Origin of the sequence: Azospirillum himalayense (assembly GCF_042657465.1) — a bacterium.
GTDB classification, from domain to species: Bacteria; Pseudomonadota; Alphaproteobacteria; order Azospirillales; family Azospirillaceae; genus Azospirillum; species Azospirillum himalayense.
Genome location: NZ_JBHSLC010000004.1, coordinates 37,104 through 61,551, shown reverse-complemented (window position 1 = coordinate 61,551; position 24,448 = coordinate 37,104). Strand labels below are relative to the sequence as shown.

Annotated in this window: 20 protein-coding genes, 1 tRNA gene and 1 pseudogene; 14 read left to right on the top strand and 8 right to left on the bottom strand. The window is 67.3% G+C overall.

Annotated elements, in window-relative coordinates; genetic code table 11:
* Nucleotides 1-37: 37 nt before the first annotated feature.
* Nucleotides 38-970 (bottom strand): AEC family transporter, encoded by a 933-nt coding sequence (locus ACFPMG_RS02280; protein WP_376993618.1) that lies wholly within the window; start codon nt 968-970, stop codon nt 38-40.
* A gap of 7 nt (nt 971-977) precedes the next feature.
* Nucleotides 978-1,529 (bottom strand): Holliday junction resolvase RuvX, encoded by a 552-nt coding sequence (gene ruvX / locus ACFPMG_RS02275; RefSeq protein ID WP_376993617.1) that lies wholly within the window; start codon nt 1,527-1,529, stop codon nt 978-980.
* A 215-nt stretch (nt 1,530-1,744) separates the two neighbouring features.
* Here ruvX and gatC point away from each other — a divergent pair, with 215 nt between their 5' ends.
* The 4 genes from gatC to ACFPMG_RS02255 all read left to right on the top strand — a co-directional run bounded on the left by gatC (nt 1,745) and on the right by ACFPMG_RS02255 (nt 7,197).
* The gene (gene gatC / locus ACFPMG_RS02270) at nt 1,745-2,032 is read left to right on the top strand and encodes an Asp-tRNA(Asn)/Glu-tRNA(Gln) amidotransferase subunit GatC (protein WP_376993826.1); all 288 of its coding nucleotides are present in this window, start codon (nt 1,745-1,747) and stop codon (nt 2,030-2,032) included.
* Entirely contained in the window at nt 2,032-3,513 is a 1,482-nt protein-coding gene (gene gatA, locus ACFPMG_RS02265; protein ID WP_376993616.1) for an Asp-tRNA(Asn)/Glu-tRNA(Gln) amidotransferase subunit GatA, read from the top strand. The genes gatC and gatA overlap by 1 nt, the downstream gene beginning before the upstream one ends.
* Nucleotides 3,514-3,534: 21 nt before the next feature.
* Nucleotides 3,535-4,986: an Asp-tRNA(Asn)/Glu-tRNA(Gln) amidotransferase subunit GatB gene (gene gatB / locus ACFPMG_RS02260; protein WP_376993615.1), complete on the top strand. Its 1,452-nt coding sequence runs from the start codon at nt 3,535-3,537 to the stop codon at nt 4,984-4,986.
* A 99-nt stretch (nt 4,987-5,085) separates the two neighbouring features.
* Nucleotides 5,086-7,197, top strand: a complete 2,112-nt coding sequence (locus tag ACFPMG_RS02255) for a PAS domain S-box protein (protein ID WP_376993614.1) — start codon at nt 5,086-5,088, stop codon at nt 7,195-7,197.
* Between the two features lie 26 nt (nt 7,198-7,223).
* On the opposite strand, the gene ACFPMG_RS02250 is transcribed toward ACFPMG_RS02255, so the two are convergent.
* Complete coding sequence (locus tag ACFPMG_RS02250) at nt 7,224-7,457, bottom strand: hypothetical protein (RefSeq protein WP_376993613.1); 234 nt, start codon at nt 7,455-7,457, stop codon at nt 7,224-7,226.
* 198 nt (nt 7,458-7,655) lie between these two features.
* Here ACFPMG_RS02250 and ACFPMG_RS02245 point away from each other — a divergent pair.
* Nucleotides 7,656-7,749: transfer RNA gene (locus ACFPMG_RS02245), tRNA-Ser, on the top strand.
* 69 nt (nt 7,750-7,818) lie between these two features.
* Here the strand turns inward: ACFPMG_RS02245 and ACFPMG_RS02240 are convergent.
* The 3 genes from ACFPMG_RS02240 to ACFPMG_RS02230 form a co-directional block, all read right to left on the bottom strand.
* The gene (locus ACFPMG_RS02240) at nt 7,819-8,037 is read right to left on the bottom strand and encodes a site-specific integrase (RefSeq protein ID WP_376993612.1); all 219 of its coding nucleotides are present in this window, start codon (nt 8,035-8,037) and stop codon (nt 7,819-7,821) included.
* A gap of 48 nt (nt 8,038-8,085) precedes the next feature.
* A complete protein-coding gene (locus tag ACFPMG_RS02235; RefSeq protein WP_376993611.1) occupies nt 8,086-8,271 on the bottom strand; it encodes a site-specific integrase in 186 nt (61 codons plus the stop codon).
* Between the two features lie 534 nt (nt 8,272-8,805).
* A complete protein-coding gene (locus tag ACFPMG_RS02230; RefSeq protein WP_376993610.1) occupies nt 8,806-9,555 on the bottom strand; it encodes a hypothetical protein in 750 nt (249 codons plus the stop codon).
* 400 nt (nt 9,556-9,955) lie between these two features.
* On the opposite strand from ACFPMG_RS02230, the pseudogene ACFPMG_RS02225 reads away from it, so the two are divergent.
* The 9 genes and pseudogenes from ACFPMG_RS02225 to ACFPMG_RS02185 all read left to right on the top strand — a co-directional run.
* Nucleotides 9,956-10,420, top strand: a pseudogene (locus ACFPMG_RS02225) (DDE-type integrase/transposase/recombinase); the annotation flags it as partial.
* Between the two features lie 310 nt (nt 10,421-10,730).
* Nucleotides 10,731-12,386 carry an ABC transporter substrate-binding protein gene (locus tag ACFPMG_RS02220; RefSeq protein WP_376993609.1) on the top strand — a complete coding sequence of 552 codons (1,656 nt, stop codon included), beginning with the start codon at nt 10,731-10,733 and terminating at the stop codon, nt 12,384-12,386.
* Nucleotides 12,387-12,392: 6 nt separating this feature from the next.
* A complete protein-coding gene (locus ACFPMG_RS02215; protein WP_376993608.1) occupies nt 12,393-13,361 on the top strand; it encodes an ABC transporter permease in 969 nt (322 codons plus the stop codon).
* A 3-nt stretch (nt 13,362-13,364) separates the two neighbouring features.
* Nucleotides 13,365-14,246: an ABC transporter permease gene (locus ACFPMG_RS02210; protein WP_376993607.1), complete on the top strand. Its 882-nt coding sequence runs from the start codon at nt 13,365-13,367 to the stop codon at nt 14,244-14,246.
* The gene (locus ACFPMG_RS02205) at nt 14,243-15,250 is read left to right on the top strand and encodes an ABC transporter ATP-binding protein (protein ID WP_376993606.1); all 1,008 of its coding nucleotides are present in this window, start codon (nt 14,243-14,245) and stop codon (nt 15,248-15,250) included. The genes ACFPMG_RS02210 and ACFPMG_RS02205 overlap by 4 nt, the downstream gene beginning before the upstream one ends.
* Complete coding sequence (locus ACFPMG_RS02200; protein ID WP_376993825.1) at nt 15,225-16,256, top strand: ABC transporter ATP-binding protein; 1,032 nt, start codon at nt 15,225-15,227, stop codon at nt 16,254-16,256. Before ACFPMG_RS02205 ends, ACFPMG_RS02200 begins: the two co-directional genes overlap by 26 nt.
* Before the next feature lie 166 nt (nt 16,257-16,422).
* Nucleotides 16,423-17,460, top strand: coding sequence for an aliphatic amidase (locus ACFPMG_RS02195; protein ID WP_376993605.1), 1,038 nt, complete (start codon nt 16,423-16,425; stop codon nt 17,458-17,460).
* A gap of 33 nt (nt 17,461-17,493) precedes the next feature.
* On the top strand, nt 17,494-18,291 hold the full coding sequence (locus ACFPMG_RS02190) for a CbbQ/NirQ/NorQ/GpvN family protein (protein WP_376993604.1): 798 nt from the start codon (nt 17,494-17,496) through the stop codon (nt 18,289-18,291).
* Between the two features lie 6 nt (nt 18,292-18,297).
* A complete protein-coding gene (locus ACFPMG_RS02185) occupies nt 18,298-19,956 on the top strand; it encodes a nitric oxide reductase activation protein NorD (RefSeq protein WP_376993603.1) in 1,659 nt (552 codons plus the stop codon).
* A gap of 6 nt (nt 19,957-19,962) precedes the next feature.
* Here ACFPMG_RS02185 and ACFPMG_RS02180 read toward each other — a convergent pair whose 3' ends face one another.
* Both ACFPMG_RS02180 and ACFPMG_RS02175 read right to left on the bottom strand, forming a co-directional pair.
* A complete protein-coding gene (locus ACFPMG_RS02180) occupies nt 19,963-20,901 on the bottom strand; it encodes a response regulator transcription factor (RefSeq protein ID WP_376993602.1) in 939 nt (312 codons plus the stop codon).
* Complete coding sequence (locus tag ACFPMG_RS02175) at nt 20,870-24,322, bottom strand: hybrid sensor histidine kinase/response regulator (RefSeq protein ID WP_376993601.1); 3,453 nt, start codon at nt 24,320-24,322, stop codon at nt 20,870-20,872. The genes ACFPMG_RS02180 and ACFPMG_RS02175 overlap by 32 nt, the downstream gene beginning before the upstream one ends.
* Nucleotides 24,323-24,448 lie beyond the last annotated feature (126 nt).

Sequence of the window (24,448 nt, the reverse complement as noted above, 5' to 3'; positions counted from 1 at the left end):
ACTGCTGAGGGAGCCTCACTATGGTCGTGACGGCCCCTCACCCTGCCAAGGCGACGACCAGCGGCAGCGTGGCGGCGGAAGCGAGTGTCTGGACGGTGATGATGCCGGCGACGAGCGCGTGGTCGCCGCCCATCTGCCGGGCCAGCACATAGGAACTGGCCGAGCAGGGGAGGGCGTTGAACAGCACCGCGATGGTCAGCGGGAGCCCGTCCACCCCCAGCCACAGCCCGGCGAGCGCCGTCGCGGCGGGGACCAGCAGCAACTTCAGGACGCTGGAGAGCGCCACGCCGAGCCCGGCACCGCGCGCCGCGGCGAGGTCCAGACCGGCGCCGACTGACAGCAGCCCCATGGGTAAGGCGGCCCGCGCCAGGATGCCCACCACGTCCCCGACCACCGGAATCCGGCCGATCCCGCTCAGGTTCAGGGCGGCGCCGATGGCGACGGCGATGATGATCGGGTTGCGCAGAATGCCGGAGACGACCGCGCCGACGCCGCTGCGCTGCGGCGTGCCGTCCGCCACGCGCCCATAGCGCACCATCGCCGTGACGCAGAGCAGGTTGACCAGCGGCACCACCACGGCGATGCCCACCGCCGTCAGCGTCAGCCCGGCGGACCCGTAGAGCGCGCTTGCCCCCGCCAGACCCACATAGGTGTTGGGTCGGATCGCCCCCTGGAAGACCGAGGTGAAGGCCGGACCATCCAGCCCGATCGGGCGCCGGACGGCGAGCGCCAGGGCGGCACCGGCGAAGATCCCCGCCGCCATCGTACCGCCCATCGACCACCCCATGGACAGCGCGCGCAGATCGGTCCGCGTCAACTCGTCGACGATCAGGCAGGGGAAGAACAGTAGGTAGGTCAGCCGGTCCAGCGACGGCCAGGCGGAGTCGGGGATCACGGCGCGGCGGCGCAGCCCCTGTCCGAACAGGATCAACAGGAAGATCGGGGCCAACGCCCCGGCGATGGGCAGCATGGGGCCATCAGGCGTCTCCGCCGCTGTCGCCGCCGATGCCGTCTTCCTCGTCGCGTTCCCGCTGCTCCCGCTCCATGCGGCGGATGTGGGCCAGCGCGTCCAGCGCGCCTTGCAGGATGTAGGCGGCGGCCATTTTGTCCACGACCTCGTCCCGGCGTTTCCGGGTCATGTCGGCCTCGCCGATCATGAAACGCTCCACCGCGGAGGTCGACAGCCGCTCGTCCCAGAAGGCGATCTCGGCGTCCCAGCCCAGCAGGTCGGACCGCTCCATCAGGTTCTTGGCGAAGGCGCGGGTGGATTCGGCGCGCGGCCCCTCCGACCCGTCCATGTTCAGCGGCAGCCCGATCACCAGCCCGCCGATCCCGTAATCGCGCAGCGTCCGCGACAGCTCGCGGGCGTCCTGGGTGAACTTCGTGCGCTTCAACGTGCCGATCGGCGAGGCGACGACGAAGTTCGGGTCGGACACGGCCATGCCGACGGTCTTGGTGCCGACGTCGAGGCCGAGCAGGCGCTGGCCCCGGCCCAGACGGGCGGCCAGTTCGGGAAGCGTGTGGATCATGCTGCGGACCATAGAAGCCGCAAGCCCGGACGGCAAGCCCGGCGGAGGTGTCGGGCATGGCTGCCGCACGCGCCGTTCCCTCTCCCGAAGGGGAGAAGGTCGGGCGGACGAAACGCGATGACCTCGGGCGGATAGCCCTGAATCATTGCGGTAATAGAATTCGGGTGATAGCTTCCAAGCCGTTTTTCCAGACGTTTCGGAAGAGAGTGGAAGGCATGTCGCTCGACAAGGCCACCGTGGCCAAGATCGCGCATCTGGCCCGCATCAAGGTGCCGGACGATGAACTGGATCACCTGGCGGGTGAGCTGAGCCAAATCCTGACCTTTGTCGAACAGTTGGGCGAGGTCGACACGCAGGACGTGCCGCCGATGACCAGCGTTGCCGCGCAAAAGCTGCGCCGCCGCAAGGACGAGGTGACCGATGGCGGTTACCGCGACGCCGTCCTCTCCAACGGCCCGGAGACGGCCGAAGGCTTCTACGTCGTTCCGAAGGTGGTCGAGTGATGACCGGTCTTACGCATCTGACCATGGCGGAGGCCCTCGACGGCCTCGCCAAGAAGGAATTCACCGCGGTCGAACTGACCGAGGCCCACGTCAAGGCGGTGGAGACCATCCGCCCGCTGAACGCCTTCATCACCGAGACGCCGGAGCAGGCGCTGGCGATGGCCAAGGCTTCCGATGCCCGCCGCGCCAAGGGCGAAGTCGGGCCGATGGAGGGCCTGCCCATCGCGGTGAAGGATCTGTTCTGCACCAAGGGCGTGCCGACCACCGCGGCCAGCCACATCCTCGACGGCTTCAAGCCGGAGTATGAGTCCACCGTCACCAGCAACCTGTGGCGCGACGGCGCCGTCATGCTGGGCAAGGTGAACCTGGACGAGTTCGCCATGGGCTCGGCCAACATCACCTCCCACCACGGCAACGTGATCAGCCCGTGGAGCCCGGGCGAGGTCGGCAACTGGTCGCGCCAGCTCGTTCCCGGCGGCTCGTCGGGCGGTTCGGCCGCGGCGGTGGCCGCGCGCGCCGCGCTGGGCGCCACCGGCACGGACACCGGCGGCTCGATCCGCCAGCCCGCCGCCTTCACCGGCATCGTCGGCATCAAGCCGACCTACGGCCGCTGCTCGCGCTGGGGCGTGGTCGCCTTCGCCTCCTCGCTGGATCAGGCCGGCCCGATGACCCGCACGGTCGAGGACGCGGCGATCATGCTGCGCTCGATGTGCGGCTTCGATCCGAAGGATTCGACCTCGGTCGACATGGCGGTGCCGGACTTCCGCGCCGCGCTGACCGGCGACATCCGCGGCCTGAAGGTCGGCATTCCCAAGGAATACCGGGTGGAGGGCATGCCCGCCGAGATCGCTGCGATCTGGGACCAGGGCATCGAATGGCTGAAGCAGGCCGGCGCCGAGCCGGTGGAGATCAGCCTGCCGCACACCAAGTACGCGCTGGCCACCTACTACATCGTCGCTCCGGCCGAGGCGTCGTCGAACCTCGCGCGCTACGACGGCCTGCGCTACGGCCTGCGGGTTGAGGGCGCCAGCCTGAAGGACATGTACGAGAACACCCGCGGCGCCGGCTTCGGCAAGGAGGTCCGCCGCCGCATCCTGATCGGCACCTACGTGCTGTCGGCCGGCTATTACGACGCCTACTACAACAAGGCCCGTCAGGTGCGCACGCGCATCAAGTGGGACTTCGACGAGGCGTTCAAGCAGTGCGACGTCATCCTGACGCCGACCGCGCCGAGCACCGCCTTCGCCATCGGCGAAAAGATGGATGATCCGATCCAGATGTACCTGAACGACGTGTTCACGGTGCCGGCCTCGCTGGCCGGCCTGCCGGGCATGTCGGTTCCGGCGGGCGTCGGGTCGGACGGGCTGCCGCTGGGGCTCCAGCTGCTGGGCCGGCCCTTCGATGAGGAGACCGTCCTGCGCGTCGGTCAGGTCATCGAGAAGGCCGCCGCCGTCACCGCCACCCCGCCGTTCATGGCCTGAGCCGGACGAGAGAAGAGACCGATGTCGTACATTCAGGGCGAAACGGGCGATTGGGAAATCGTGATCGGGCTGGAGGTCCACGCCCAGGTCATCTCGAACGCCAAGCTGTTCTCCGGCGCCGCCACCGCTTTCGGCGCGGAGCCGAACAGCCAGGTCAGCTTCGTCGACGCCGCCTTTCCCGGCATGCTGCCCGTCATCAACGAGCGTTGCATCGAGCAGGCGGTGCGCACCGGCCTGGGGCTGAAGGCGCAGATCAACCTGCACTCGGTGTTCGACCGCAAGAACTACTTCTACGCCGACCTGCCGCAGGGCTATCAGATCAGCCAATATCTGCAGCCCATCGTCGGCAAGGGCGAGATCGTGCTGGACCTGCCGGACGGCTCCTCCCGCACGGTCGGCGTCACGCGCCTGCACCTGGAGCAGGACGCCGGCAAGTCGCTGCACGACCAGCACCCCGCCAAGACCTACATCGACCTGAACCGGTCGGGCGTGGCGCTGATGGAGATCGTGTCGGAGCCGGACATGCGCACCGCGGAGGAGGCCGGCGCCTATGTGCGCAAGCTGCGCTCCATCCTGCGCTACCTCGGCACCTGCGACGGCAACATGGAGGAAGGCTCCATGCGCTGCGACGTCAACGTGTCGGTGCGCAAGCCGGGTGCGCCCTTCGGCACGCGCTGCGAGATCAAGAACGTCAACTCGATCCGCTTCGTCATGCAGGCGATCGAGTACGAGGCGCGCCGCCAGATCGAGATCATCGAGGAGGGCGGCAAGATCGACCAGGAGACGCGTCTGTGGGACACGACCAAGTTCGTGACCCGCTCCATGCGCTCCAAGGAAGAGGCGCACGACTACCGCTACTTCCCCGATCCGGACCTGCTGCCGCTGGAGCTGGACGCCGACTGGGTCGAGGACATCAAGAAGACCCTGCCGGAACTGCCGGACGACAAGAAGGCCCGCTTCATCAGCGAGTACAAGCTGTCGCCCTATGACGCCAACGTGCTGGTGTCGGAGAAGGCCCGCGCCGACTTCTTCGAGGCGGTGGCCAAGGGCCGCGACCCGAAGCTGGCCGCCAACTGGGTCACCGGCGAGCTGTTCGGCTATCTGAACAAGGCCGGCAAGGAGATCGAGGAGAGCCCCGTCTCGGCGGAGAACCTCGGTGGCCTGATCGACCTGATCGCCGACAACACCATCTCCGGCCGCATCGCCAAGGAGGTGTTCGAGGCGATGTTCGAAACGGGCGAGAAGCCCGCCGACATCGTCGAGAAGAAGGGCCTGCGCCAGGTCACCGACACCGGAGCCATCGAGTCGTCCATCGACGCCGTTCTGGCCGCCAACGCCGACAAGGTGGCGGAGTTCCGGTCGGGCAAGGACAAGCTGTTCGGCTTCTTCGTCGGTCAGGTCATGAAGGCGACCCAGGGCAAGGCCAACCCGGCCCTGGTCAACGAAATCCTGATGACCAAGCTGAAGGGCTGATCGGGAAGCGGTTGTGACGCCATGCCATGGCATGGTGCGGCGTCATAACCGTTGATTTTGTTCTCCCGTCGGTTTCAAGTGGGGCCGGCGGGAGGCCCAATGATTGCAGATTCGCTGACGGTGGCGCTGTTTGCGCTGTTCGCCGGTCTCCTGGCCGGATTTCTCGCCGGCGTGCTGGCGGCGCGGCGCATGGGGGCAAGGCCTCCGGCGGAAGGCTTGAACGCCTCCGGCGCGCCGGAAGACCGGCTGCGCGCCATTCTGGACACCGCACCCATCGGTGTTCTCATCAACACGCGCGACGGGGACAATCTCTACCACAGCCCCAGCGCCGCCACCTGTTTCAAAGTCAGCGGTGAGCAGCTCCAGCGCGACGGCATGTGGCCGCTCTATCATGACCCGCGGGACCGCCGGGCCGCCATCGATCGCCTGTACGCCGACGGCCTCTTCGACGGACAGGAGGTTTTGCTGCGCCGCGGCGACGGCGAAACCTGCATGGGTTCGCTGAGTTCGACCGTCATCGACTTCGAAGGGCGGCGCTGCCACATCAGCTGGTTCTACGATCTGACGGAGCAGAAGAAGGCCGACGCGGTGCGCCGCGATCTGGCCGACCGGTTGGAAATGGCCCTGGACGCCACCGGAGCCGCGGTGTGGGACACCGACATTCCGCGGGGGACCTGCTGGTGGTCCGACAGCTTCCCGCGCATGCTGGGCTACGCCGAGCCGCCGGAGATGCCCCCCGACTTCTGGGACGTCCGCCTGCATCCCAACGACCGGCAGCGCGTGTTGACCACCATCGACGCCCATCTGCGGGGCGAAACCGCGGCCTATGCCTACGATTACCGGCTGCGCCGCGCCGATGGCAGCTGGATGTGGATCGCCGCGCAGGGGCGGGCGATTCGCGACGCCTCCGGTCAGGCGGTGCGCTACGTCGGCATCATGACCGACATCACCGAGCGCCGCCGCCAGGAGGAGGAGGTCCGCGCCGGCAAGGAGCGGCTGCTGCGCATCCTGGAGGCCAGTCCCATCGCCGTGAACATCACGCGCCGCGACGGCCTGCTGGTGTTCTGCAACACACAGTCGGAGATCATCCTGGGCCGGTCGCGCGACGACCTGCTGCCGATGCCCGCCGAGCGGCTGTACGCCGATCCGGCGGATCGTCAGGCTTTGATCGACCGTTTCGAACGGGAAGGTCCCTTTCGCGACGCCGAAGTGCGTTTCCGCAAGCCGGACGGGACGATCATCTGGGTGCTGTCGAGCTGGGGCGAGATCGAGATGGACGGGGAGCCGGCGCTTCTGACCTGGCTCTACGACATCAACGACCGCAAGGCGGTGGAGGCCGCCATGGCGGCATCCCGCGACGAGGCGGAGCGCGCCTTGGCCGAACTGCGCGCCGCCCAGGAAAGTTTGATCCAGGCGGAAGCCATGGCCTCTCTGGGACAATTGGTCGCCGGGGTGGCGCACGAGATCAACACGCCCATCGGCATCGGCCTCACCGCCGCCAGCCACATCGCTGAACAGGCCCGCGACCTGCACGCCCGATTCGATTCGGGGACGCTCAAGAAAACCACCCTGGCCGAGTATCTGGATTCGGTGACGGAGGCGGCGCGCCTGCTGGTGTCGAACATGAACCGGGCGGCGGCGTTGGTGCAGAGCTTCAAACAGGTGGCGGTGGACCAGACCTCCGGCGAGCGGCGGTCCTTCGATCTGCGCACCTACGTCGACGAGGTGCTGTTCTCCCTGCGGCCCCGGCTCAAGCGCACGCTGGTGACGGTCGAGGTGGACTGTCCGGACGGACTGGAGATGGACAGCTTCCCCGGCGCGCTGAGTCAGGTGCTGACCAACCTCGTGATCAACGCACTGATCCATGCCTACGGTGAGGACCAGCGGGGAACCATCCGCATTGTGATCCATGCCGATGGAGACGATCACGTCGTTATCGACTTTTCCGACGACGGGTCCGGTATTCCCGAAGATCATCTGCCGAAGGTCTTCGAACCCTTCTTCACGACCAAGCGTGGGGAGGGCGGCTCGGGGCTCGGGCTGCATATCGTGCACAGCACGGTTATGGGCGTGCTGGGCGGTACGGTGGTGGTGCGTTCAGTGGCCGGGCAAGGGACCGGGTTCACTCTGCGATTGCCGCGCCGCATCGCGCGGGAGGCCGTTCCACCGACGGCCCTGTCGCCCGAACCGGGCCCGGTTGTTCCGGTCTGACGGAAGGCCCTGGACGAGGAATCGTCTCAGGCGTGGAGGTCCCGGACCTGCAGATGCTTGGGGCGGCGGCCGCGCCGCTTGGGCGCGGCGAAGGCGGCCGTGGCGCCGCTTTCGCCCTGCACTTCGGCCTTGAGTTCCTGAACGCAACGCAGCAGCAGCTCCTTTTCGCGCAGATCCTCGCGATCGGTGATCTCCAGACAGCTCAGCTTGATCTCGACCAGATCGATCAGCGTTTCGGCGCAGCGGCGTGACAAGCTCATGGCGTCCCCCCCCGACCAAGAATTGCTATCGCGTTCAGGTGGTAAGCTACCTCCAATTTTCTAAAAAGTACATAAAATTTGATACAGATTTTTTCTTTATTGGTTTGATCACATTTTTGGAGAGTAAGCGTTGACAGGCCCCATTCGGACCGTTAGAACGCACCCACGCCAGCGGCGCCACAGAGCGCCGCCCCGGCAGGAGGGGTGGCCGAGAGGCTGAAGGCGGCGGTTTGCTAAACCGTTATAGGGGCTCAAACCCCTATCGTGGGTTCGAATCCCATCCCCTCCGCCATTCCTTTCAAATCAAATACTTAGCTGGCTGATTTGGCGGTTTCCTGGGGATGCAACCCAGGAGAAACCGTTATAGATGTGCCGGTTTTTGTGCCGGCCCTGGCCGGGACGTACCCCAAGAAATCTCCGTCGTTTTCACGCTGCTGTGCCCCAGGTGCTTGGACGGGGCGTAGATGTCCCACCCGTTCCGCAAGGCCCGGATGGCGAAGCCGTGCCGCAGATCGTGGCACCGGAAGGGCCGGAACGGTGTGCCCGCCCGCTGTGCCGACTTTTGTGCCGACCGCACCATCTCCCGAAACCGTGACGACACCTTGAGATGACGCGTGCCCTTCCCGTGTCAGAACACCGTGTCGGATCCCAGGAAGTGGGGCATGGCTGTCAGCATCGCCAGCGTGTCCGGTTCCAGGCGGATCGCGCGCGGCCGGCTGGTCTTCGTCTTCAGGAAGGTGACCGTTCCGGCCTTCAGGTTCACCTGTCCCCACGTCAGGCCGGCGGATTCCTCCTGCCGGCAGCCGGTTGGCATCGAAGGTCCAGCGGCCGAACAGCTTAGCAGCACGGGAAATCTCCGCCGCGTGATGCTGTGTGGTCCGCAAGAACCGGCCCGATACGCGCGCCGCCTCGGACGCCCCGAAACGTTTTCGTTCCTGTGATTCCGTAGTGGAAAGGTCGCTCATGCGTCAGCCTCGCGGCGCGGCGTGCTTGTCGATCGGCTCGCCGCCATCGTCCATGGCGCCTCGATGTCCATGCTCAAGCGCGCCACGATCCTTCAGGTGCTCATATAGGACGAGATCCCGAACGTCGGCGACATAAGGCTGCTGAGCGGCTGCGCGACGGCTGGTCCCGCGACTGACGGGTGCGCCGCTTGGCGCCCGATCTACATAAGCCGAGCCGACGCGCTGAGCGAGGGCTCGGCTGAGCAGATCTTGGCCCACAACCTCACCGGGGCACGGCTCTGTGGCTGGTTGCCGACACGCTGAAGCCGCTCTGGTGAACAAGTTTTCCAAAACACAATGCCCCCTCTGGTGTTCACCCGCGGAGGGGGGTAGAGCAATGGCTTTTAACAGGGCAGCCACTGGCGAGGATCTACCCAGGTAAGCTCGTCGGGACGGAAATGCGCCATTCTATAGCTGTTTTTGGACCCCTTCACCATTAGCTTGTACTTTCCGTTTGATTTATCCTCAATAAATCCCCAATATTCTTGGCTAAAAGCTGAGCGGGATGAGCAGACTCGATCTCCTCTCCCGACTTTTGAGTAGAAAGCTATTCCTCTTGCCTCTTCATCTTCTTTATCTTTTTGGATTGATTCAACCATAACCCTACGGGCTTGCCTCGCATATTCAATTTCCTTCCTCGCATTTTCAGCCATGGCATTCAAGGAGGTCGAGCCTTTAGGGTCTTTTGGTTGAGCAACTGTATAGTTGACGCCATCCGGTACATTGCCGGCTTTTGAGCTAAGGATAGCCATAAAAATTACATTCTTATCTTTATCAAGGCAGAAGTTATCATTCATTGTATTGCCCTTTGATTGGCAAAAATCAACGTAAGCTTGCTGGGTTCCGCTAAGTCCTGCGGATGTGGCAAAAAAGTAGCCAGTTTTCTCTATATAATCACCTTTGTCAACTGGCGAACTGGACAAGGTGCTATTAATAACTTTGTCTAGCTTGTTAGAGAACTCAACCGATATTCTCTTGGTGAAATCGATGGCGGTTTCGTTCGGGTCGTGGAATTCAGCTTTGTTTGTTGCCAAACAGCCCGAAAGCATGGCAAGTGTAACTGCTGGTATGGCAAGTTTAACCAACCGCATCATCGTCTTCTTCCAACTTAGTTAATGAGTGTAGCGTTGTTATAATTATTAGCATGCGAACCATGAGCTTGGCATGCGTCATTTTTTCTGATGCATACAGGAATATGCGCGCCGTTGTTGTTTCGAGTTTCGGTTTTCAAACGACGGAGATAGTCGGGGTGTTGTGCATGCTGACGATATGATCAGTCTGACGAAGTCTGCTACCGTTCGTTTCGCTGAGCACCATATGGTCCGGTTTCCGGAACTCTCCGAAGTTGGCTGCGAGCGCGATCGGGTAACCGCCTGCCGGTTCCCATGTCTTTGGCATGGGAGCGGACATGCGAGCGCAGGCGGCAGAGCTGGTGGCCGACATCATCGACCGGATTGAGAACCGGCACCCCAGTCCGGGAAGGCTACCCCGGCCTTCGAGCGCCGCTTCGAAACCCCGCCCGGCGAGCAGGCCCAGGTCGACTTCGCCTTCTTCGAGACCACCTTCACCGACGAGCCCGAGGCGGAACGGGTCGTCTGCCTCTTCTCCATGGTGGTCGGCCACAGCCGCATGATGTGGGCCCGCTTCGTCGCCCGCCAGGACCTGCCGACCGTTCTGCGCTGCCACATCGCCGCCTTCGAAGCCTTCCGCGGCGTGCCCGGGCAGATCCTCTACGACCGCATGAAGACCGCCGTGCTCGGCGAGGCCGAGGACCCGGACCAGCCGGGCCGGGGCATCGCCTCCAACGCCAAGCTCCTCGACCTGGTCGCCCACTACGGCTTCCTGCCCAAGGCCTGCAAACCCTACCGCGCCAAGACCAAGGGCAAAGTCGAGCGGCCCTTCCGCTACGTGCGCGAGGACTTCTTCCTGGCCCGCACGTTCGGCAACCTCGACGACCTGTTCCGCCCGTACGAGCGGCGCCGGACCAACCGGGCCGAAGTGCAACTCCCCTGGGCCAGCGCCGTCATCTGCCGCTGGCCTCCCGACAGCGTGTCCAGCGTTTCCATGCCGAGGCCGAGAGGGCCGAGCGCACAGAGGCCATGGCTGCGGCCGAATTCCAATCCGAGGCGGAGTTTCGGGTTAAGTATTTACTAATATAACAGTTGTTTTTTGTGGCATACCAGAGATGCTTTTGTGTGAAATCATATTGACCTCCCGGCGGTCGCTGGGCTTAATCGGCCGCCTTACACAGTTCGCGCCGGAGAGCAGCATGATGGGACGGGATTGGCGGGTCGCAGGCGGTGTCCGCCGGAGGTTGGTGGTGGCTGCCGCGGCGATGATGACGGCTGCGGTGGTGGTCGGCGTGATTCCCGGCTCGCAGGGAGGCGCCGCGGCGCAGGAAGCGCGCCAGGGCGGCACCCTCAGCATCATCCTGCAGCCGGAACCCGTGACGCTCACGCCCTCGACCAACATGGCGCAGCCGACCCAGGTGGTCGCCGGCAACATCTTCGACGGCCTCGTCACCTACGACTTCGAATTGAAGCCGAAGCCCGCGCTGGCCGAACGCTGGGAGGTGGCGCCCGACGGCCTGACTATCACGTTCCACCTGCGCAGCGGTGTGAAATGGCATGACGGCAAGCCCTTCTCTGCCGCCGATGTGAAATGGTCGCTGGAGAATGTCTGGAAGACCATCCATCCGCGCAACAAATCGCTGTTCGAAAACGTCACCCAGGTCGACACCCCGGATGACGCCACCGTCATCCTGCGCCTGTCCAAGCCGTCGCTGCCGATCCTGTCGGTGCTGAACGGCGTCGGCGCCCCGATCCTGCCCAAGCACCTCTACGATGGCACCGACGTCCTCAACAACCCTTACAACAACAAGCCGGTCGGCACCGGCCCCTTCGTCTTCAAGGAGTGGAAGCGCGGCGAGTATGTCGAGCTGACCCGCAACCCGGATTATTGGGAGGCCGGCAAGCCGCATCTCGACCGGCTGCTGTTCCGCATGATCCCCGACGCCGCCGCCCGCGCCGCCGCCATCGAGAAGGGGGAGATCCAGTACGCCCCCTACAACCCGGTGCCCTTCCGCGACGCCGAGCGGCTGGCCAAGCTGCCGCGCCTGAAGGTGGACACCCGCGGCTATGAATGGCTGTCGCCGCTTCTCTATCTCGATTTCAACGTCGAGAACCAGTATCTGAAGGACGTCCGGGTGCGCCGGGCCATCGCCCACGCCATCGACCGCGCCGCCCTGGCGAAGATCGTGTGGTTCGGCTACGCCAAGCCGGCGATCAGCCCGGTGCCGTCGTCGCTCGTCACCTTCCACAACGCCAAGCTGCCGCAGTACCCCTTCGATGTGAAGAAGGCCGAGGCGCTGCTGGACGAGGCCGGCCTCAAGCGTGACGCCAACGGCGTGCGCTTCACGCTGACCCATGACTTCCTGCCCTATGGCGACGATTACCGCCGCACCGGCGAGTTCCTCAAGCAGGCGCTGAAGCGCGTCGGCATCGAGGTGACCATCCGCTCGCAGGACAGCGCCGCCTTCATCAAGCGGGTCTATGTCGACCGCGATTTCGACTTCGCCATCTCCTACAACAACGCCTTCCCCGATCCGCAGATCGGCGTGGTGCGCGCCTTCTGGTCGGGCTGGCTCGGCACCGGCACGCCCTGGACCAACGGCTCGGGCTACCGCAACGCCAAGGCCGACGCCCTGATCCAAGCCGCCGGCTTCGAGGGCGATCCGGCCACGCGCGTTGCCCAGTTCAACGAGTTCCAGGACATCGTGCTGGGCGACGTGCCGTCGCTGCCGCTGCTGGAGTTGAATTTCTTCTCGGTCTATTCGTCCGACCTCGAGGGCATCGTCGAGCAGGGCGATCAGGTCTACTCCTCGCTGAAGAACGCCCGCTTCGTGAACGCCCCGAAGGGGAACTGACGCGCCGTGCTGACCTATCTCAGGCGCAGCGCCGCCCAGGTGGTCTTCGTCCTCCTGGGCATTGCGCTGATCAACTTCTTCCTGCTGCATCTGGCGCCCGGCGACGCGGCCCAGGTGCTGGCGGGGGAGTCCGGGGCGGCGACGCCGGAATACATGGAGGCGCTGCGCCGGCAGTTCGGGCTGGACCAGCCGCTCCACGTCCAGTTCCTGCGCTATCTCGGCAATCTGGTGACCTTCGACCTCGGCTACTCCTTCCGCCAGTCGCTGCCGGTGTCGGAGCTGATCCTGCAACGCCTGCCGGCGACTCTGCTGCTGATGGGGACCGCCATCGGCTTCGCGCTGGTCGCCGGCTGCTCGCTGGGCTTCCTCGCCGCGCGGCGGGCGGGGAAGCTGACCGACACGGTGATCTCCATCGTGGCGCTGCTGTTCTACGCCACCCCGGTCTTCTGGGTCGGCATCATGCTGATCGTCGTCTTCTCCGTCCTGCTCGACTGGCTGCCGGTCGGCGGGATGACCAGCGTCGAGGCCAACCTGAGCGGCCTCGCCCTGGTCGGCGACGTGGCGCTGCATCTGGTGCTGCCGGCGGTGACCCTGGGGCTGTTCTACCTCGCCATCTACGCCCGGCTGATGCGGGCGGCGATGCTGGAGGTCTATGGTCAGGACTTCGTCCGCACCGCGCGGGCCAAGGGGGTGCGGCCCCGCCGCATCGCCTGGCGCCATGTGCTGCGCAACGCCCTGCTGCCGATCGTCACCACGCTCGGCGTGCAGCTCGGCTCCATCCTCGGCGGGGCGGTTCTGGTCGAGACGGTGTTCTCCTGGCCGGGGCTGGGCCGGCTGGCCTTCGCGGCGCTCTTCCAGCGCGACCTCAACCTGCTGCTCGGCATCCTGTTCTGCTCGTCGGTGGTCGTGGTCCTCGTCAACATCGCGGTCGATCTCGTCTACACGCTGCTCGACCCGCGCATTGAACTCAACTGACCGATGGCGCTTCCCGAGACTGTTTCCCTCCCGCCGGCTCGGACGGATTTCCGCGACACCACCGTCGGACGGCTGCTGCGCCGCCCGTCGGCGCTGCTGGGGCTGATCCTGCTGGCCGGCATCCTGGCCATGGCGGCCTTCGCCGACATCGCCTTCACCGGCGACCCGCTGGACATGGCGGGGATGCCGCTGCTGCGCCCCGGCGAGGACGCCGCGTTCCCGCTCGGCACCGACATGATGGGCCGCGACCTGGCGTCGGGCATCTTCCACGGCGCCCGCGTCTCGCTGCTGATCGGCGGGGTGGCGGCGCTGGTGTCGCTGGTGATCGGCATCGGCATCGGCGCGCTGTCCGGTTATTACGGCGGGCGGATCGACCGGGCGCTGATGCGGGTGACCGAGCTGTTCCAGACCATCCCGCCCTTCCTGTTCACGCTGGCGCTGGTCGCCATCCTGCAGCCGTCCATCGCCACCATCACCGCAGCCATCGGCATCACCTCCTGGTCGGGGCTGGCGCGGCTGGTGCGGGCGGAGGTGCTTCGCCTGCGCAACAGCGAACTGGCGCAGGCGTCGATCATCCTGGGCGCGTCCGACGCCCGGATCATCTTCCGGCACATCCTGCCGAACGCGCTGGCGCCGGTGATCGTATCGGCCTCCATCCTGGTGGCGACGGCCATCCTCACCGAATCCTCGCTGTCCTTCCTCGGTCTCGGCGATCCCAACGTCGTCAGCTGGGGCGGCATGGTCGGGGCGGGACGCGAGACGATCCGCACCGATCCGCACGTCGCCGCCATCCCCGGCGTTGCCATCGTCATCGCCGTGCTGGCGCTGAACCTTCTGGGCGACGGCCTGAACGACGTGCTGAGCAGCAAGGGAGAGCGGCGATGAGCGACGCCGTGCCGAGGGAACCGGTCCTGGCCGTCGACGGCCTGTCGATCGGCTTCCAGACGCGCCGCGGCCTGCTGCCGGCGGTGCGCGAGCTTTCCTTTTCGGTCAAGAGCGGCGAGATGCTGGCCATCGTCGGCGAGAGCGGCTGCGGCAAGTCGCTGACCGCGCTGGCGCTGCTCGGGCTCATCCCGCCGCCCGGCCGGGTGACCGGCGGTACGGTGCGGTTGGAGGGCCGTGACCTGCTGGCGCTTGACGAAGCGGCCCTGCGGCGTGTGCGCGGCATCCGCATCGCGATGATCTTCCAGGAGCCGATGACCGCGCTCAACCCGGTGCTGACCGTGGGCGAGCAGATCATGGAGGCGATCCTCGAGCATGAGCCGGTCAGCCGCAAGGCGGCGCGCGAGCGGACGCTGGCCTTGCTGGAGCGGGTGCGCATCCCCGATCCGGAGCGCCGCTTCGCCGAGTATCCGCACCGCCTGTCGGGCGGCATGCGCCAGCGGGTGATGATCGCCATGGCGCTCGCCGGCGCCCCGGCCGTTCTGGTCGCCGACGAGCCGACCACCGCGCTCGACGTCACCATCCAGGCGCAGATCCTCGGCCTGATCGACGAGCTGCGGCGCGAGCAGGGCACCGCCGTGGTCTTCATCACCCATGACCTTGGCGTGGTGTCGCGCTACGTCGACCGCGTGCTGGTGATGTATGCCGGCCGCAAGGTGGAGGAGCGCGACACCCGAGACCTCTTCGCCGATCCCCTCCATCCCTACACCCAGGGCCTGATCGCCGCGCAGCCGCGAGCGGGGGCCGGAGCGGCCGGCGCGGTGCGGGAGCGTCTGGCCGAGATTCCCGGCACCGTTCCGGCGCTGGCGGCGATGCCGTCCGGCTGCGCCTTTGCTCCGCGCTGCCCGCTGGCCGACGTGCGTTGCGTCCAGGCTGTTCCGCCGTCGCGCCGGGTCGGAAGCGGCCTTGTCGCCTGCCATCATGCGGGAGAGACCCGTGCCATCTGACGTCATGCTCGCCGCCGAGGCCAACGCCACCCCCATGCCGGCCGTCCCGGTGCTGCGGGTGAGCGGGCTGTCCGTCGAATACCGGACGGCGCGCGGCGTTGTCCACGCGCTGGACGACGTTTCCTTCGAACTGGCGCCGGGTGAGACGCTGGGTATCGTTGGTGAATCCGGCTGTGGAAAATCGACGTTGGCGCGGGCGGTGGTCCGGCTGCTCGACCCCAGCGCCGGGACCATCCGGCTTGGGGACATGGACATCACCCATGCGTCGCGGCGTCGGATGCGCGCGGCGCGGCGCGACCTCCAGATGGTGTTGCAGGACCCGGCGGCCTCGCTCGACCCGCGCTGGACGGTCGGCGACCTGCTGGCCGAGCCGCTGGAGATCCACGGCATCGGCAGCCGGGCCGAGCGGCGCGCGCGCGTCGCCGACCTGTTGCGCAAGGTGGGGCTGCCGGCCGAGGCGGCGCAGCGGCGGCCGCACGAATTCTCCGGCGGCCAGCGCCAGCGCATCGGCATCGCCCGCGCGCTGGCGCTGGAACCGAAGGTCGTGGTTCTGGACGAGCCCGTCTCGGCGCTCGACGTCTCGGTCCAGGCGCAGATCCTCAATCTGCTGACCGACCTCCAGCGCACGCTGGGCGTCAGCTTCCTGTTCATCGGCCACGACCTGTCGGTGGTGGAGTATGTCTCCGACCGGGTGGCGGTGATGTATCTCGGGCGGATCGTCGAGCTGGGTGGCCGCGACAGCTTGTGGCGCCGGCCGGCCCATCCCTACACCCGCGCCCTGCTCGACGCGGCGCCACGCATCGACGGCCCCTCCGCTCCCGCCGGACCGGGACTGACCGGCGACACGCCCAGCCCCTACGACCTGCCGTCGGGCTGCCGCTTCCACACGCGCTGCCCGATCGCCGCCGATCGGTGCCGGCGCGAGGCGCCGGCGACGCGGGCGCTGTCGCCGGGCCACCTCGTCGCCTGCCATTTCGCGGAGGGTGGGACGCCGTCGTCGGGGTGACCCGGGGGCTGACCGGCCATACGGGGAATCGCGTATTCCCGCCAAACGATCACTCCCCGATGATCGGTCGGGACGAAGAAGCGTGCGAAAACAATGCGGAAGCCGGATGCCCAGCCCGCTTCCCGCGCGCGCCGCCCCGTGCCCCTGTCACGCAAGGGAGATCGAGATGATCCACGGCGATATCACCAGCAGCAACGACACCGTCGGCGTCGCCGTCGTCAATTACAAGATGCCGCGCCTTCACACCAAGGCGGAGGTGCTGGAGAACGCGCAGAAGATCGCCGACATGCTGATCGGCATGAAGACGGGCCTGCCCGGCCTCGACCTCGTGATCTTCCCCGAATACTCCACCCACGGAATCATGTATGATTCCAAGGAGATGTACGAGACCGCCGCGACCATCCCCGGCGACGAGACGGCGATCTTCGCCGCCGCCTGCCGCAAGGCGAAGGTGTGGGGCGTGTTTTCCCTGACTGGGGAGCGGCACGAGGAACATCCCCACAAGGCGCCCTACAACACGCTGATCCTGATGAACGATCAGGGCGAGATCGTGCAGAAATACCGCAAGATCATGCCCTGGGTGCCGATCGAGGGCTGGTACCCCGGTACCTGCACCTACGTGTCGGAGGGGCCGAAGGGGCTGAAGGTCAGCCTGATCATCTGCGACGACGGCAATTATCCCGAGATCTGGCGCGACTGTGCCATGAAGGGGGCGGAGCTGATCGTCCGCTGCCAAGGCTACATGTACCCGGCCAAGGACCAGCAGGTGCTGATGGCCAAGGCGATGGCCTGGGCCAACAACACCTATGTCGCAGTGGCCAACGCCGCCGGCTTCGACGGCGTCTATTCCTATTTCGGCCATTCCGCCATCGTCGGCTTCGACGGCCGCACGCTGGGCGAATGCGGCGAGGAGGAGTACGGCATCCAGTACGCCCAGCTCTCCAAGTCGCTGATCCGCGACTTCCGCAAGCACGGGCAGTCGGAGAACCACCTCTTCAAGCTGGTCCACCGCGGCTACACCGGCATGATCAACAGCCACGACGGGGTGAAGGGGGAGGCGGCCTGCCCCTACGACTTCTACCGGCAGTGGGTGACCGACCCCGAGGGCACGCGGGCCATGGTGGAATCCTTCACCCGCCCGACGGTCGGCACGCCCGAATGCCCGATCGACGGCATCCCGTCGGACGAGCCGGCGCACCGCTGACCGCCGGCAATCGCATCGCGAAAGGCGGACGGCATGGCGCTCCAGACCTACCGGATCGCACGGGAACCTTACTACTGCCCGGCTGGTGACGAGGTCGCCCTGTTCGAGGCGGCGCACGCCGACCGCCTGCCGGTGATGTTGAAGGGGCCGACCGGCTGCGGCAAGACCCGCTTCGTCGAGCATATGGCGTGGCGGCTCGGCCTGCCGCTCGTCACCGTGGCCTGCAACGAGGACCTGACCGCCTCCGACCTCCTCGGCCGTTACCTGCTGGAGGCGGAGGGGACGGTGTGGCAGGACGGGCCGCTGACCCTGGCGGTGCGCCACGGCGCCATCTGCTACCTTGATGAAATCGTGGAGGCGCGGGCCGACACCACGGTCGTCATCCATCCGCTGACCGACGACCGGCGGGCGCTGCCGCTCGACAAGCGGAACGAGCTGCTGACCGCCCACCCCGACTTCCAGCTCGTCGTCGCCTACAATCCCGGTTACCAGAGCGTGGCGAAGGATTTGAAGGAATCCACCAAGCAGCGCTTCGCCGCACTGGAGTTCGGCTATCCGGCGGCGGCCGTCGAAGCCGGGATCGTCGCGCACGAGGCCGGGATCGAACCGGCGATGGCCCGGCGCGTCGTCGCGGTGGCGGAGCGCAGCCGCAACTTGCGCGGCCGCGGGCTGGAGGAGGGCGCCTCGACCCGCATGCTGATCCACGCCGGCCGGCTGATCGGCCGCGGCGTGGCGCCCGAGGCCGCCTGCCGGATGGCCATCATCCTGCCCTTGACCGACGATTCCGACCTGCGCGACGCGCTGGCGGCGGCGGTCGGCGCCTGCTTCTGACCGGCGATGGACAGCGTTGGTGGAGACATCGCCCTGGCCGATGTCGAACGCCGGCTGAGGGCCTACGGGATGGCGCTGTGGGGAACCGATCCACCCTTGCGGCCTCTGGTCGGGGAGGGTGATCCGGCGGCGCTGCGCCCCTGCTTCGACGCCGACCTCGTCCGGCTGCCCGCGGTCTGGCCCTCCCTGGAGCTTTACCGGGCGGCGCTGGCGCATGTCGGGGCGCACCGCATGTTCTCGCGCCCGTGGCCGGCCAAGGGGCTGAAGCCGCTGCTGACCATCGTGGTCTCGCTCGTCGAGGACGCGCGGGTGGAGCATCTGGCGATGCGGCGTCTTCCCGGCCTGCGGCGGCTGTGGGCGCCGTTCCATCGCGTCGAACCCTCGCCGTCGCTGATGGCGGCTGACCTGCTGGAGCGGCTGGCTCGCGCCCTGTTCGACCCCGGTTACCGGGACGGCAGCGCCTGGGTCGACAAAGGGCAGCGCCTGTTCTTCGAGCGGCCGGACCGCTGGGACGAGCCAGAGTTCAGCCTGCGGCTGGGCGGCGAACTCGCCGGCGACCTGGGAAAGACGCGGGTCCAGATCAACGCCAGAGGGCACCGTGTCGACCCCGCCTACCGCGACGACAACAGCGGCCTCTGGCTGTACGACACCCCGCCGGAGCTGCCGCGCGACGCCGACGACCCGTTGGAGGCGGTTCGGCCGGAGTCTGCGGAGGGAGAGAACCATCGCCAAAACGGGCCGTCGCAGGCGTCGCCGGCCCCTCTCGCCGTCGCCGAAACCACCGCGCTGCGGCCGGTGGCGCGCTACCCGGAATGGGACCACCGCATCGGCCTGCACCGGCCCGACTTCGTCCAGGTAATCGAGGCCATCCCTGAGCATGGACCGCCGCTGGACGCGCCCGCCGATCCCCGCCTCGTCCAGCGGGTCCGCGCGCTGGTCCGCCACGCGGTGGTGGCGCGGCCGGAGCGGGTGCGGCGGCAGCGGGAGGGCGACGCTCTCGACCTCGACGCCTGCATCGCCGCGAGCGCGGCCCGGCGGCATAGCCATGCTCCGGACATGCGGGTCTACCGGCGGGTGCGGCGGCGGGGTCGCGACCTGTCGGTCCTGCTGCTGCTCGACGCGTCGCATTCCACCAACGACCCGGCGGGAGACGGCACGGTGCTGGACCTCGAACGCCGCTCGGCCGACCTGCTGGCCGGCGCGCTGGCCGCGGCCGGCGACCGCTTCGCCCTGGCGGCCTTCCGTTCCGACGGGCGGGAGGCGGTGCATTGGCTGCCGGTCAAGCGCTTCGCCGAGCCCTACGACGCGGCGGCGCGCGGGCGCCTCGCGGGGCTGGACGGGCGCTGGTCGACGCGCCTGGGGGCGGCGATCCGCCACGCCGGCGCGACGCTGGCCGCCCAGCCGACGCTGCGCCGCCTGCTGCTGCTGGTCACCGACGGCGAGCCGTCCGACATCGACTGCCCCGATCCCCGCCATCTGGGGGAGGACGCCCGCAAGGCGGTGCGCGAGCTGGCCGGGCGGGGCATCGATGTGGTCTGCGTGGCGCTGGGCGGCGATCCTCACACGCATCACCGCATCTTCGGCCGGCGCAACGTGCTGCCGGTCGACCGGGTGGAGCGGCTGCCCGAGATCCTCCCGGCCGTCTATGTCCGGCTGACCGGCTGAGGCTCCCTACCGGCCGTTCAGCGCCCGCACCGCCATCGCGGCGGCGGCGGCGCGGTTCTCGACGCCGAGCTTTGCGTAGATCTGCTCCAGATGCTTGTCGACCGTGCGCGGACTGAGGCCGAGGATTTCGGCGATGTCGCGGTTGGGCTTGCCGTTGGCGACCCACATCAGAACCTCCGCCTCGCGCGGCGTCAGGGACAGCTTGTCCTTGAGCTGCGTGTCCTCGCCGGCGCCCGACTCCTCGGCCAGTTGAAGAAGGATTTCGTCGGGACCGGTTTGGCCGACCGGGCTCAGGCGCAGGCGGCGGCCGTCCGCGCCGGTGGCGATCACCACGCTGTCGGGCTTGCGCCCAGGGCCACCGGCCTGACGGCCAGCCAGCCAGCGCCGCGCCTCCTCCGGCAAGGAGACGCCGTCCCCTCCGGCGGTTCCGAAGGCGGCCTCCAGCATGCGGGTGGTCTGCGGCGTGCACCACAGCACCTCGCCCCGGTGGTTGGCGGCCAGCAGGGTGCGGCCGGTGACGTCCAGCGCCGCCCGCGTGCTCTGGGCGACGCGGGCGTTGGCGAGGTGGGCGTACATGCGGGCGATCAGGGTCTCGGCGACGATGGGCTTGGTGACGTAATCGACCCCGCCGGCGGCGAAGCCCTTCAGGATATGCTCCGTCTCGGTCAGCCCGGTCATGAAGATCACCGGGACATGGGCGACCTGACTGCTGCGCTTCAACTGCCGGCAGGTTTCGAAGCCGTCCAGCCCCGGCATGATGGCGTCCATCAGGATGACGTCGGGGGTCACCTGCTCCAGCAGGGCCAGCGCCTTGCGGCCGTCCAGCGCCACCAGCACGGTCACTCCGGCCTCCTCCAGCGCGTCGGTCAGGAAGCTGAGGGCTTCGGGTGAATCGTCGACGACCAGGACGACGTCACGCGGTTTGGTTACGGGCTTCATCGTCATGGCTGGATTCGTCATGGCGGAGTTTGTCATGGCTGTCATCGCGGTACACCGCCTCCAGCGCGGCCATATACTGGTTGAGGTCGTAATTGCTGACGAGCGTGCGCATGCGGCCGACGAAGCGCTCCAGCTCCGGATGGGCGGCGGCGATCTCGGCGAGCTTGGCCTGCATGCCGCGGACATAGCCGATGCGGCCGAGATGGATCAGCTCCGCGATGTGGTGCTGCGGCGGCAGCTCCGCCGCGGCGAAGGCCGGCGGCCCGGCGTCGGTGTCGGCCGGCGCCTCGTACTCCCATGCGATGTCGCGCAGGCGGCCGATGCAGGCCAGCAGCTTCGGGATGGACACCGGCTTTGCGGCGAAGCCGTCGTGGGGCTGATCGCCGTCGGCGCCGGAGCGGTCCTCCCGCGTGTCGGCGGACACCAGAATGATGGTGGTGTCGCTGTGGCCGGCGGCGCGCAGGCGCCGCGCCACCTCCAGCCCGTTCATGCCGGGCATGGAGATGTCGAGCAGCAGGATGTCCGGCCGGTGCAACTCCGCCATGGCGAGGCAGGTCGGCCCGTCGGTCGCCTTGAACACCGTGAAGCCCAGCTCCGCCAGCAGGTCGGACAGCAGGCTGCGGTGGGCGAGGTCGTCGTCGGTGACCAGCACGGTCAGGCGCGGGCCGCGATAGCCGCGGATCGGATGGTCGGGCTGGCTGGCGGCGTTGGACAGCATCGCCGCCGACATCATCATCCGCACCCGGAACAGGCTGCCCTTGCCGGGGGTGCTGGTCACGGTGATCTCGCCGCCCATCACCTCGGTCAGCAACTTGGTGATGGTCAGGCCGAGGCCCATGCCGGGCACCATCGGGTTGGCGGCCGACCCGCGCTCGAACGGTTCGAAGATGCGCTCGCGGTCGGCCTCGGCGATGCCGGGGCCGGTGTCCTCCACCTCGAACTCGGCGATCTGGCTGCGGTGGCGCACGCGCAGGCAGACCGAGCCGGAATCGGTGAACTTGATGGCGTTGGACAGCAGGTTGATGAGGATCTGGCGGATGCGCCCCTCATCGGTGAAGACGACGGGCGGCAGGTCCTCCGGCGCGTCGAAGCGGAAGGCGATGCCCTTGGCCTCCGCCTGCAGATGGAACATGCCGACGAGCTGGTCGAGCAGGTCGCCGAAGCGCACCTCCCCGCGGTTCAGCTGCAGCCGGCCGCTTTCGATCTTCGACACGTCGAGCAGCCCGTCGAGCAGGCCGGCCAGATGCTCGGCGCTGCGCCGGATGACGCGGACGGCGTCGACCCGGTGCGGTGGCATGGCCGCATCGCGCTCCAGGATCTGTGCATAGCCGAAGATGGCGCTCAGCGGCGTGCGGAACTCGTGGCCGATGCCGACGAGATAGCGGCTCTTCGCGAGGTTGGCCGCCTCCGCCGCTTCCTTGGCCTTCTGGAGCTGGGCGTCGGTGCGCTCGTGGGCCTCGATCTCCTGGATCAGCAGGGCGGTCTGCTTCTGCGTCTCCTCCTGCGCCACCTTGCGGCTCTCGCGCGCCAGCACGAACAGCCAGGTGGCGACGCCGGCGACGATCATCAGGATGAAGTAGACCTTCCACAGCGTGCTGCCGATCAGCGCCTGCGCCTCGGCGTTGACCGAGGCGACCTCGACATAGACCAGCGCCAGCACCGCGCCGACCGCCAGCGCCAGCATCAGCAGGACGCCCAGATAATGGCCGAGCCGCGCCTTCAGCGCCGTCGCCGCCCGCGGCGGCAACACGGCGTCAAGCGCGCGGCGCAACTGCACGCCCAGCCGGGCGTCGCTCTTGCAGCCGTCGCCGCAGCGGGCGTCCAGCGAGCAGCAGAGCGAGCAGATCGCCCCGGCATAGACCGGGCAGTGGGCCATGTCCTCCGTCTCGAAGGCGTGCTGGCAGATGCAGCAGCGGATCGCCTCCGCGCCGTTCCAGTCGTCGAAGGGGCGGCGCGCGATGTAATAGCCGCCGCGCGTCGCCCAGGCGATGGCGGGGGCGGCGGCGAAAGCGGTGCCGAAGGCGAGGAAGGGCGCGCAAACCTTCAGCGTCGGCCCCAGCGCGTCGAGGAAGGCCAGCATCGACAGCACCGTCGCCAGCAGCATGGCGCCGACGCCCACCGGGTTGATGTCGTAGAGGTGGGCGCGCTTGAACTCGACGTGGCGCGGGCTGAGGCCCAGCGGCTTGTTCACCACCAGATCGGCGACCAGCGCGCCGATCCAGGAGGCGGCGACGCTGGAATAGAGGCCGAGCACCGGCTCCAGCGTCTTGTAGATGCCCAGTTCCATCAGCATCAGGCCGATGACGACGTTGAACACCACCCAGACCACCCGGCCGGGATGGCTGTGGGTCAGACGCGAGAAGAAGTTCGACCAGGCGATGGAGCCGGCGTAGGTGTTGGTGACGTTGATCTTGAGTTGCGACAGCACGACGAACAGGCCGGTCAGGCCGAGGGCGAGCTGCGGCGACGGCGTCACATACTGGAAGGCGACGAGGTACATTTGCGTCGGCTCCGCCGCCATCTCCAGCGGCACGGCATTCTGCAGCGCCAGCACCACCAGGAAGGAGCCGAGCAGGAGCTTGATCGTGCCGATGACGATCCAGCCCGGCCCGGCGGCCACCAGCGCCGCCCACCAGCGTAGCCGCTTGGCGCCGGTGGCGTCGGGGTCGTAGGGCAGGAAGCGGATGAAATCGACCTGCTCGCCGATCTGCGCCAGCAGCGAGAACACCACCGACGCCGCAGCACCGAACAGCATCAGGTCGAAGGCGCCGCCGCCCGCGTCCGCCGCCTGGCCGGTGAAGCTGGTCCAGGCGGTGAAGGCCTCGCTGTCCTGGACGGCGATGAACAGGAAGGGCAGTGCGTGCAGCGCCAGCCACAGCGGCTGGGTCCACAGTTGGAGGCGGCTGATGACGGTGAAGCCGTAGGCGACCAGCGGGATGACCAGAAGCGAGCTGACGACGTAGCCGGCGGCGAGCGGCAGGTCGAAGACCATCTCCAGCGCCGTCGCCATGATCGCCGCCTCGATGGCGAAGAAGATGAAGGTGAAGGAGGCGTAGATCAGCGACGTGATGGTGGAGCCGATGTAGCCGAAGCCGGCGCCGCGCGTCAGCAAATCCATGTCCACGCCGTAGCGGCTGGCGTAGTAGCTGATCGGCAGCGCGCTGGCGAAGATCAGGATCGCGGCGGCCAGGATGGCGAGGGCCGCGTTGGTGAATCCGTAGCTCAGCGTGATCGCCCCGCCAATGGCCTCCAGCGCCAGGAAGGAGATCGAGCCGAGCGCCGTGTTGGCGACGCGCAACGGCGACCACCGCCGCGCCTTCCGCGCGGTGAAGCGCAGCGCGTAATCCTCCAGCGTCTGGTTGGCGACCCACCGGTTGTAGGTCCGCCGGATCGCAACCACCCTCTGGCGCCCCGCCATCGGCCCCATTCACCCTCCTGAGGATATGTTCGTATTACTGATTATTCATTAGCCCTGTTTCCGGGCATTTTCGCTAATAAAGCCTGAGCCCCCGCCAGTCTGTCAGGAACAGATCGGCCAGACAACAGAGTTCAA

What these genes read in the sequence shown, in the direction of transcription:
- ACFPMG_RS02250 (WP_376993613.1), bottom strand. Translation starts at nt 7,457, where the DNA reads ATGAGCTTGTCACGCCGCTGCGCCGAAACGCTGATCGATCTGGTCGAG.
- ACFPMG_RS02200 (WP_376993825.1), top strand. Translation starts at nt 15,225, where the DNA reads ATGCGGGAGAGACCCGTGCCATCTGACGTCATGCTCGCCGCCGAGGCC.
- gatB (WP_376993615.1), top strand. Translation starts at nt 3,535, where the DNA reads ATGTCGTACATTCAGGGCGAAACGGGCGATTGGGAAATCGTGATCGGG.
- ruvX (WP_376993617.1), bottom strand. Translation starts at nt 1,529, where the DNA reads ATGATCCACACGCTTCCCGAACTGGCCGCCCGTCTGGGCCGGGGCCAG.
- gatC (WP_376993826.1), top strand. Translation starts at nt 1,745, where the DNA reads ATGTCGCTCGACAAGGCCACCGTGGCCAAGATCGCGCATCTGGCCCGC.
- ACFPMG_RS02230 (WP_376993610.1), bottom strand. Translation starts at nt 9,555, where the DNA reads ATGATGCGGTTGGTTAAACTTGCCATACCAGCAGTTACACTTGCCATG.
- ACFPMG_RS02240 (WP_376993612.1), bottom strand. Translation starts at nt 8,037, where the DNA reads ATGGTGCGGTCGGCACAAAAGTCGGCACAGCGGGCGGGCACACCGTTC.
- ACFPMG_RS02175 (WP_376993601.1), bottom strand. Translation starts at nt 24,322, where the DNA reads ATGGGGCCGATGGCGGGGCGCCAGAGGGTGGTTGCGATCCGGCGGACC.
- ACFPMG_RS02220 (WP_376993609.1), top strand. Translation starts at nt 10,731, where the DNA reads ATGATGGGACGGGATTGGCGGGTCGCAGGCGGTGTCCGCCGGAGGTTG.
- ACFPMG_RS02280 (WP_376993618.1), bottom strand. Translation starts at nt 970, where the DNA reads ATGCTGCCCATCGCCGGGGCGTTGGCCCCGATCTTCCTGTTGATCCTG.
- ACFPMG_RS02210 (WP_376993607.1), top strand. Translation starts at nt 13,365, where the DNA reads ATGGCGCTTCCCGAGACTGTTTCCCTCCCGCCGGCTCGGACGGATTTC.
- ACFPMG_RS02205 (WP_376993606.1), top strand. Translation starts at nt 14,243, where the DNA reads ATGAGCGACGCCGTGCCGAGGGAACCGGTCCTGGCCGTCGACGGCCTG.
- ACFPMG_RS02185 (WP_376993603.1), top strand. Translation starts at nt 18,298, where the DNA reads ATGGACAGCGTTGGTGGAGACATCGCCCTGGCCGATGTCGAACGCCGG.
- ACFPMG_RS02235 (WP_376993611.1), bottom strand. Translation starts at nt 8,271, where the DNA reads ATGCCAACCGGCTGCCGGCAGGAGGAATCCGCCGGCCTGACGTGGGGA.
- ACFPMG_RS02195 (WP_376993605.1), top strand. Translation starts at nt 16,423, where the DNA reads ATGATCCACGGCGATATCACCAGCAGCAACGACACCGTCGGCGTCGCC.
- ACFPMG_RS02180 (WP_376993602.1), bottom strand. Translation starts at nt 20,901, where the DNA reads ATGACGATGAAGCCCGTAACCAAACCGCGTGACGTCGTCCTGGTCGTC.
- ACFPMG_RS02255 (WP_376993614.1), top strand. Translation starts at nt 5,086, where the DNA reads ATGATTGCAGATTCGCTGACGGTGGCGCTGTTTGCGCTGTTCGCCGGT.
- ACFPMG_RS02190 (WP_376993604.1), top strand. Translation starts at nt 17,494, where the DNA reads ATGGCGCTCCAGACCTACCGGATCGCACGGGAACCTTACTACTGCCCG.
- gatA (WP_376993616.1), top strand. Translation starts at nt 2,032, where the DNA reads ATGACCGGTCTTACGCATCTGACCATGGCGGAGGCCCTCGACGGCCTC.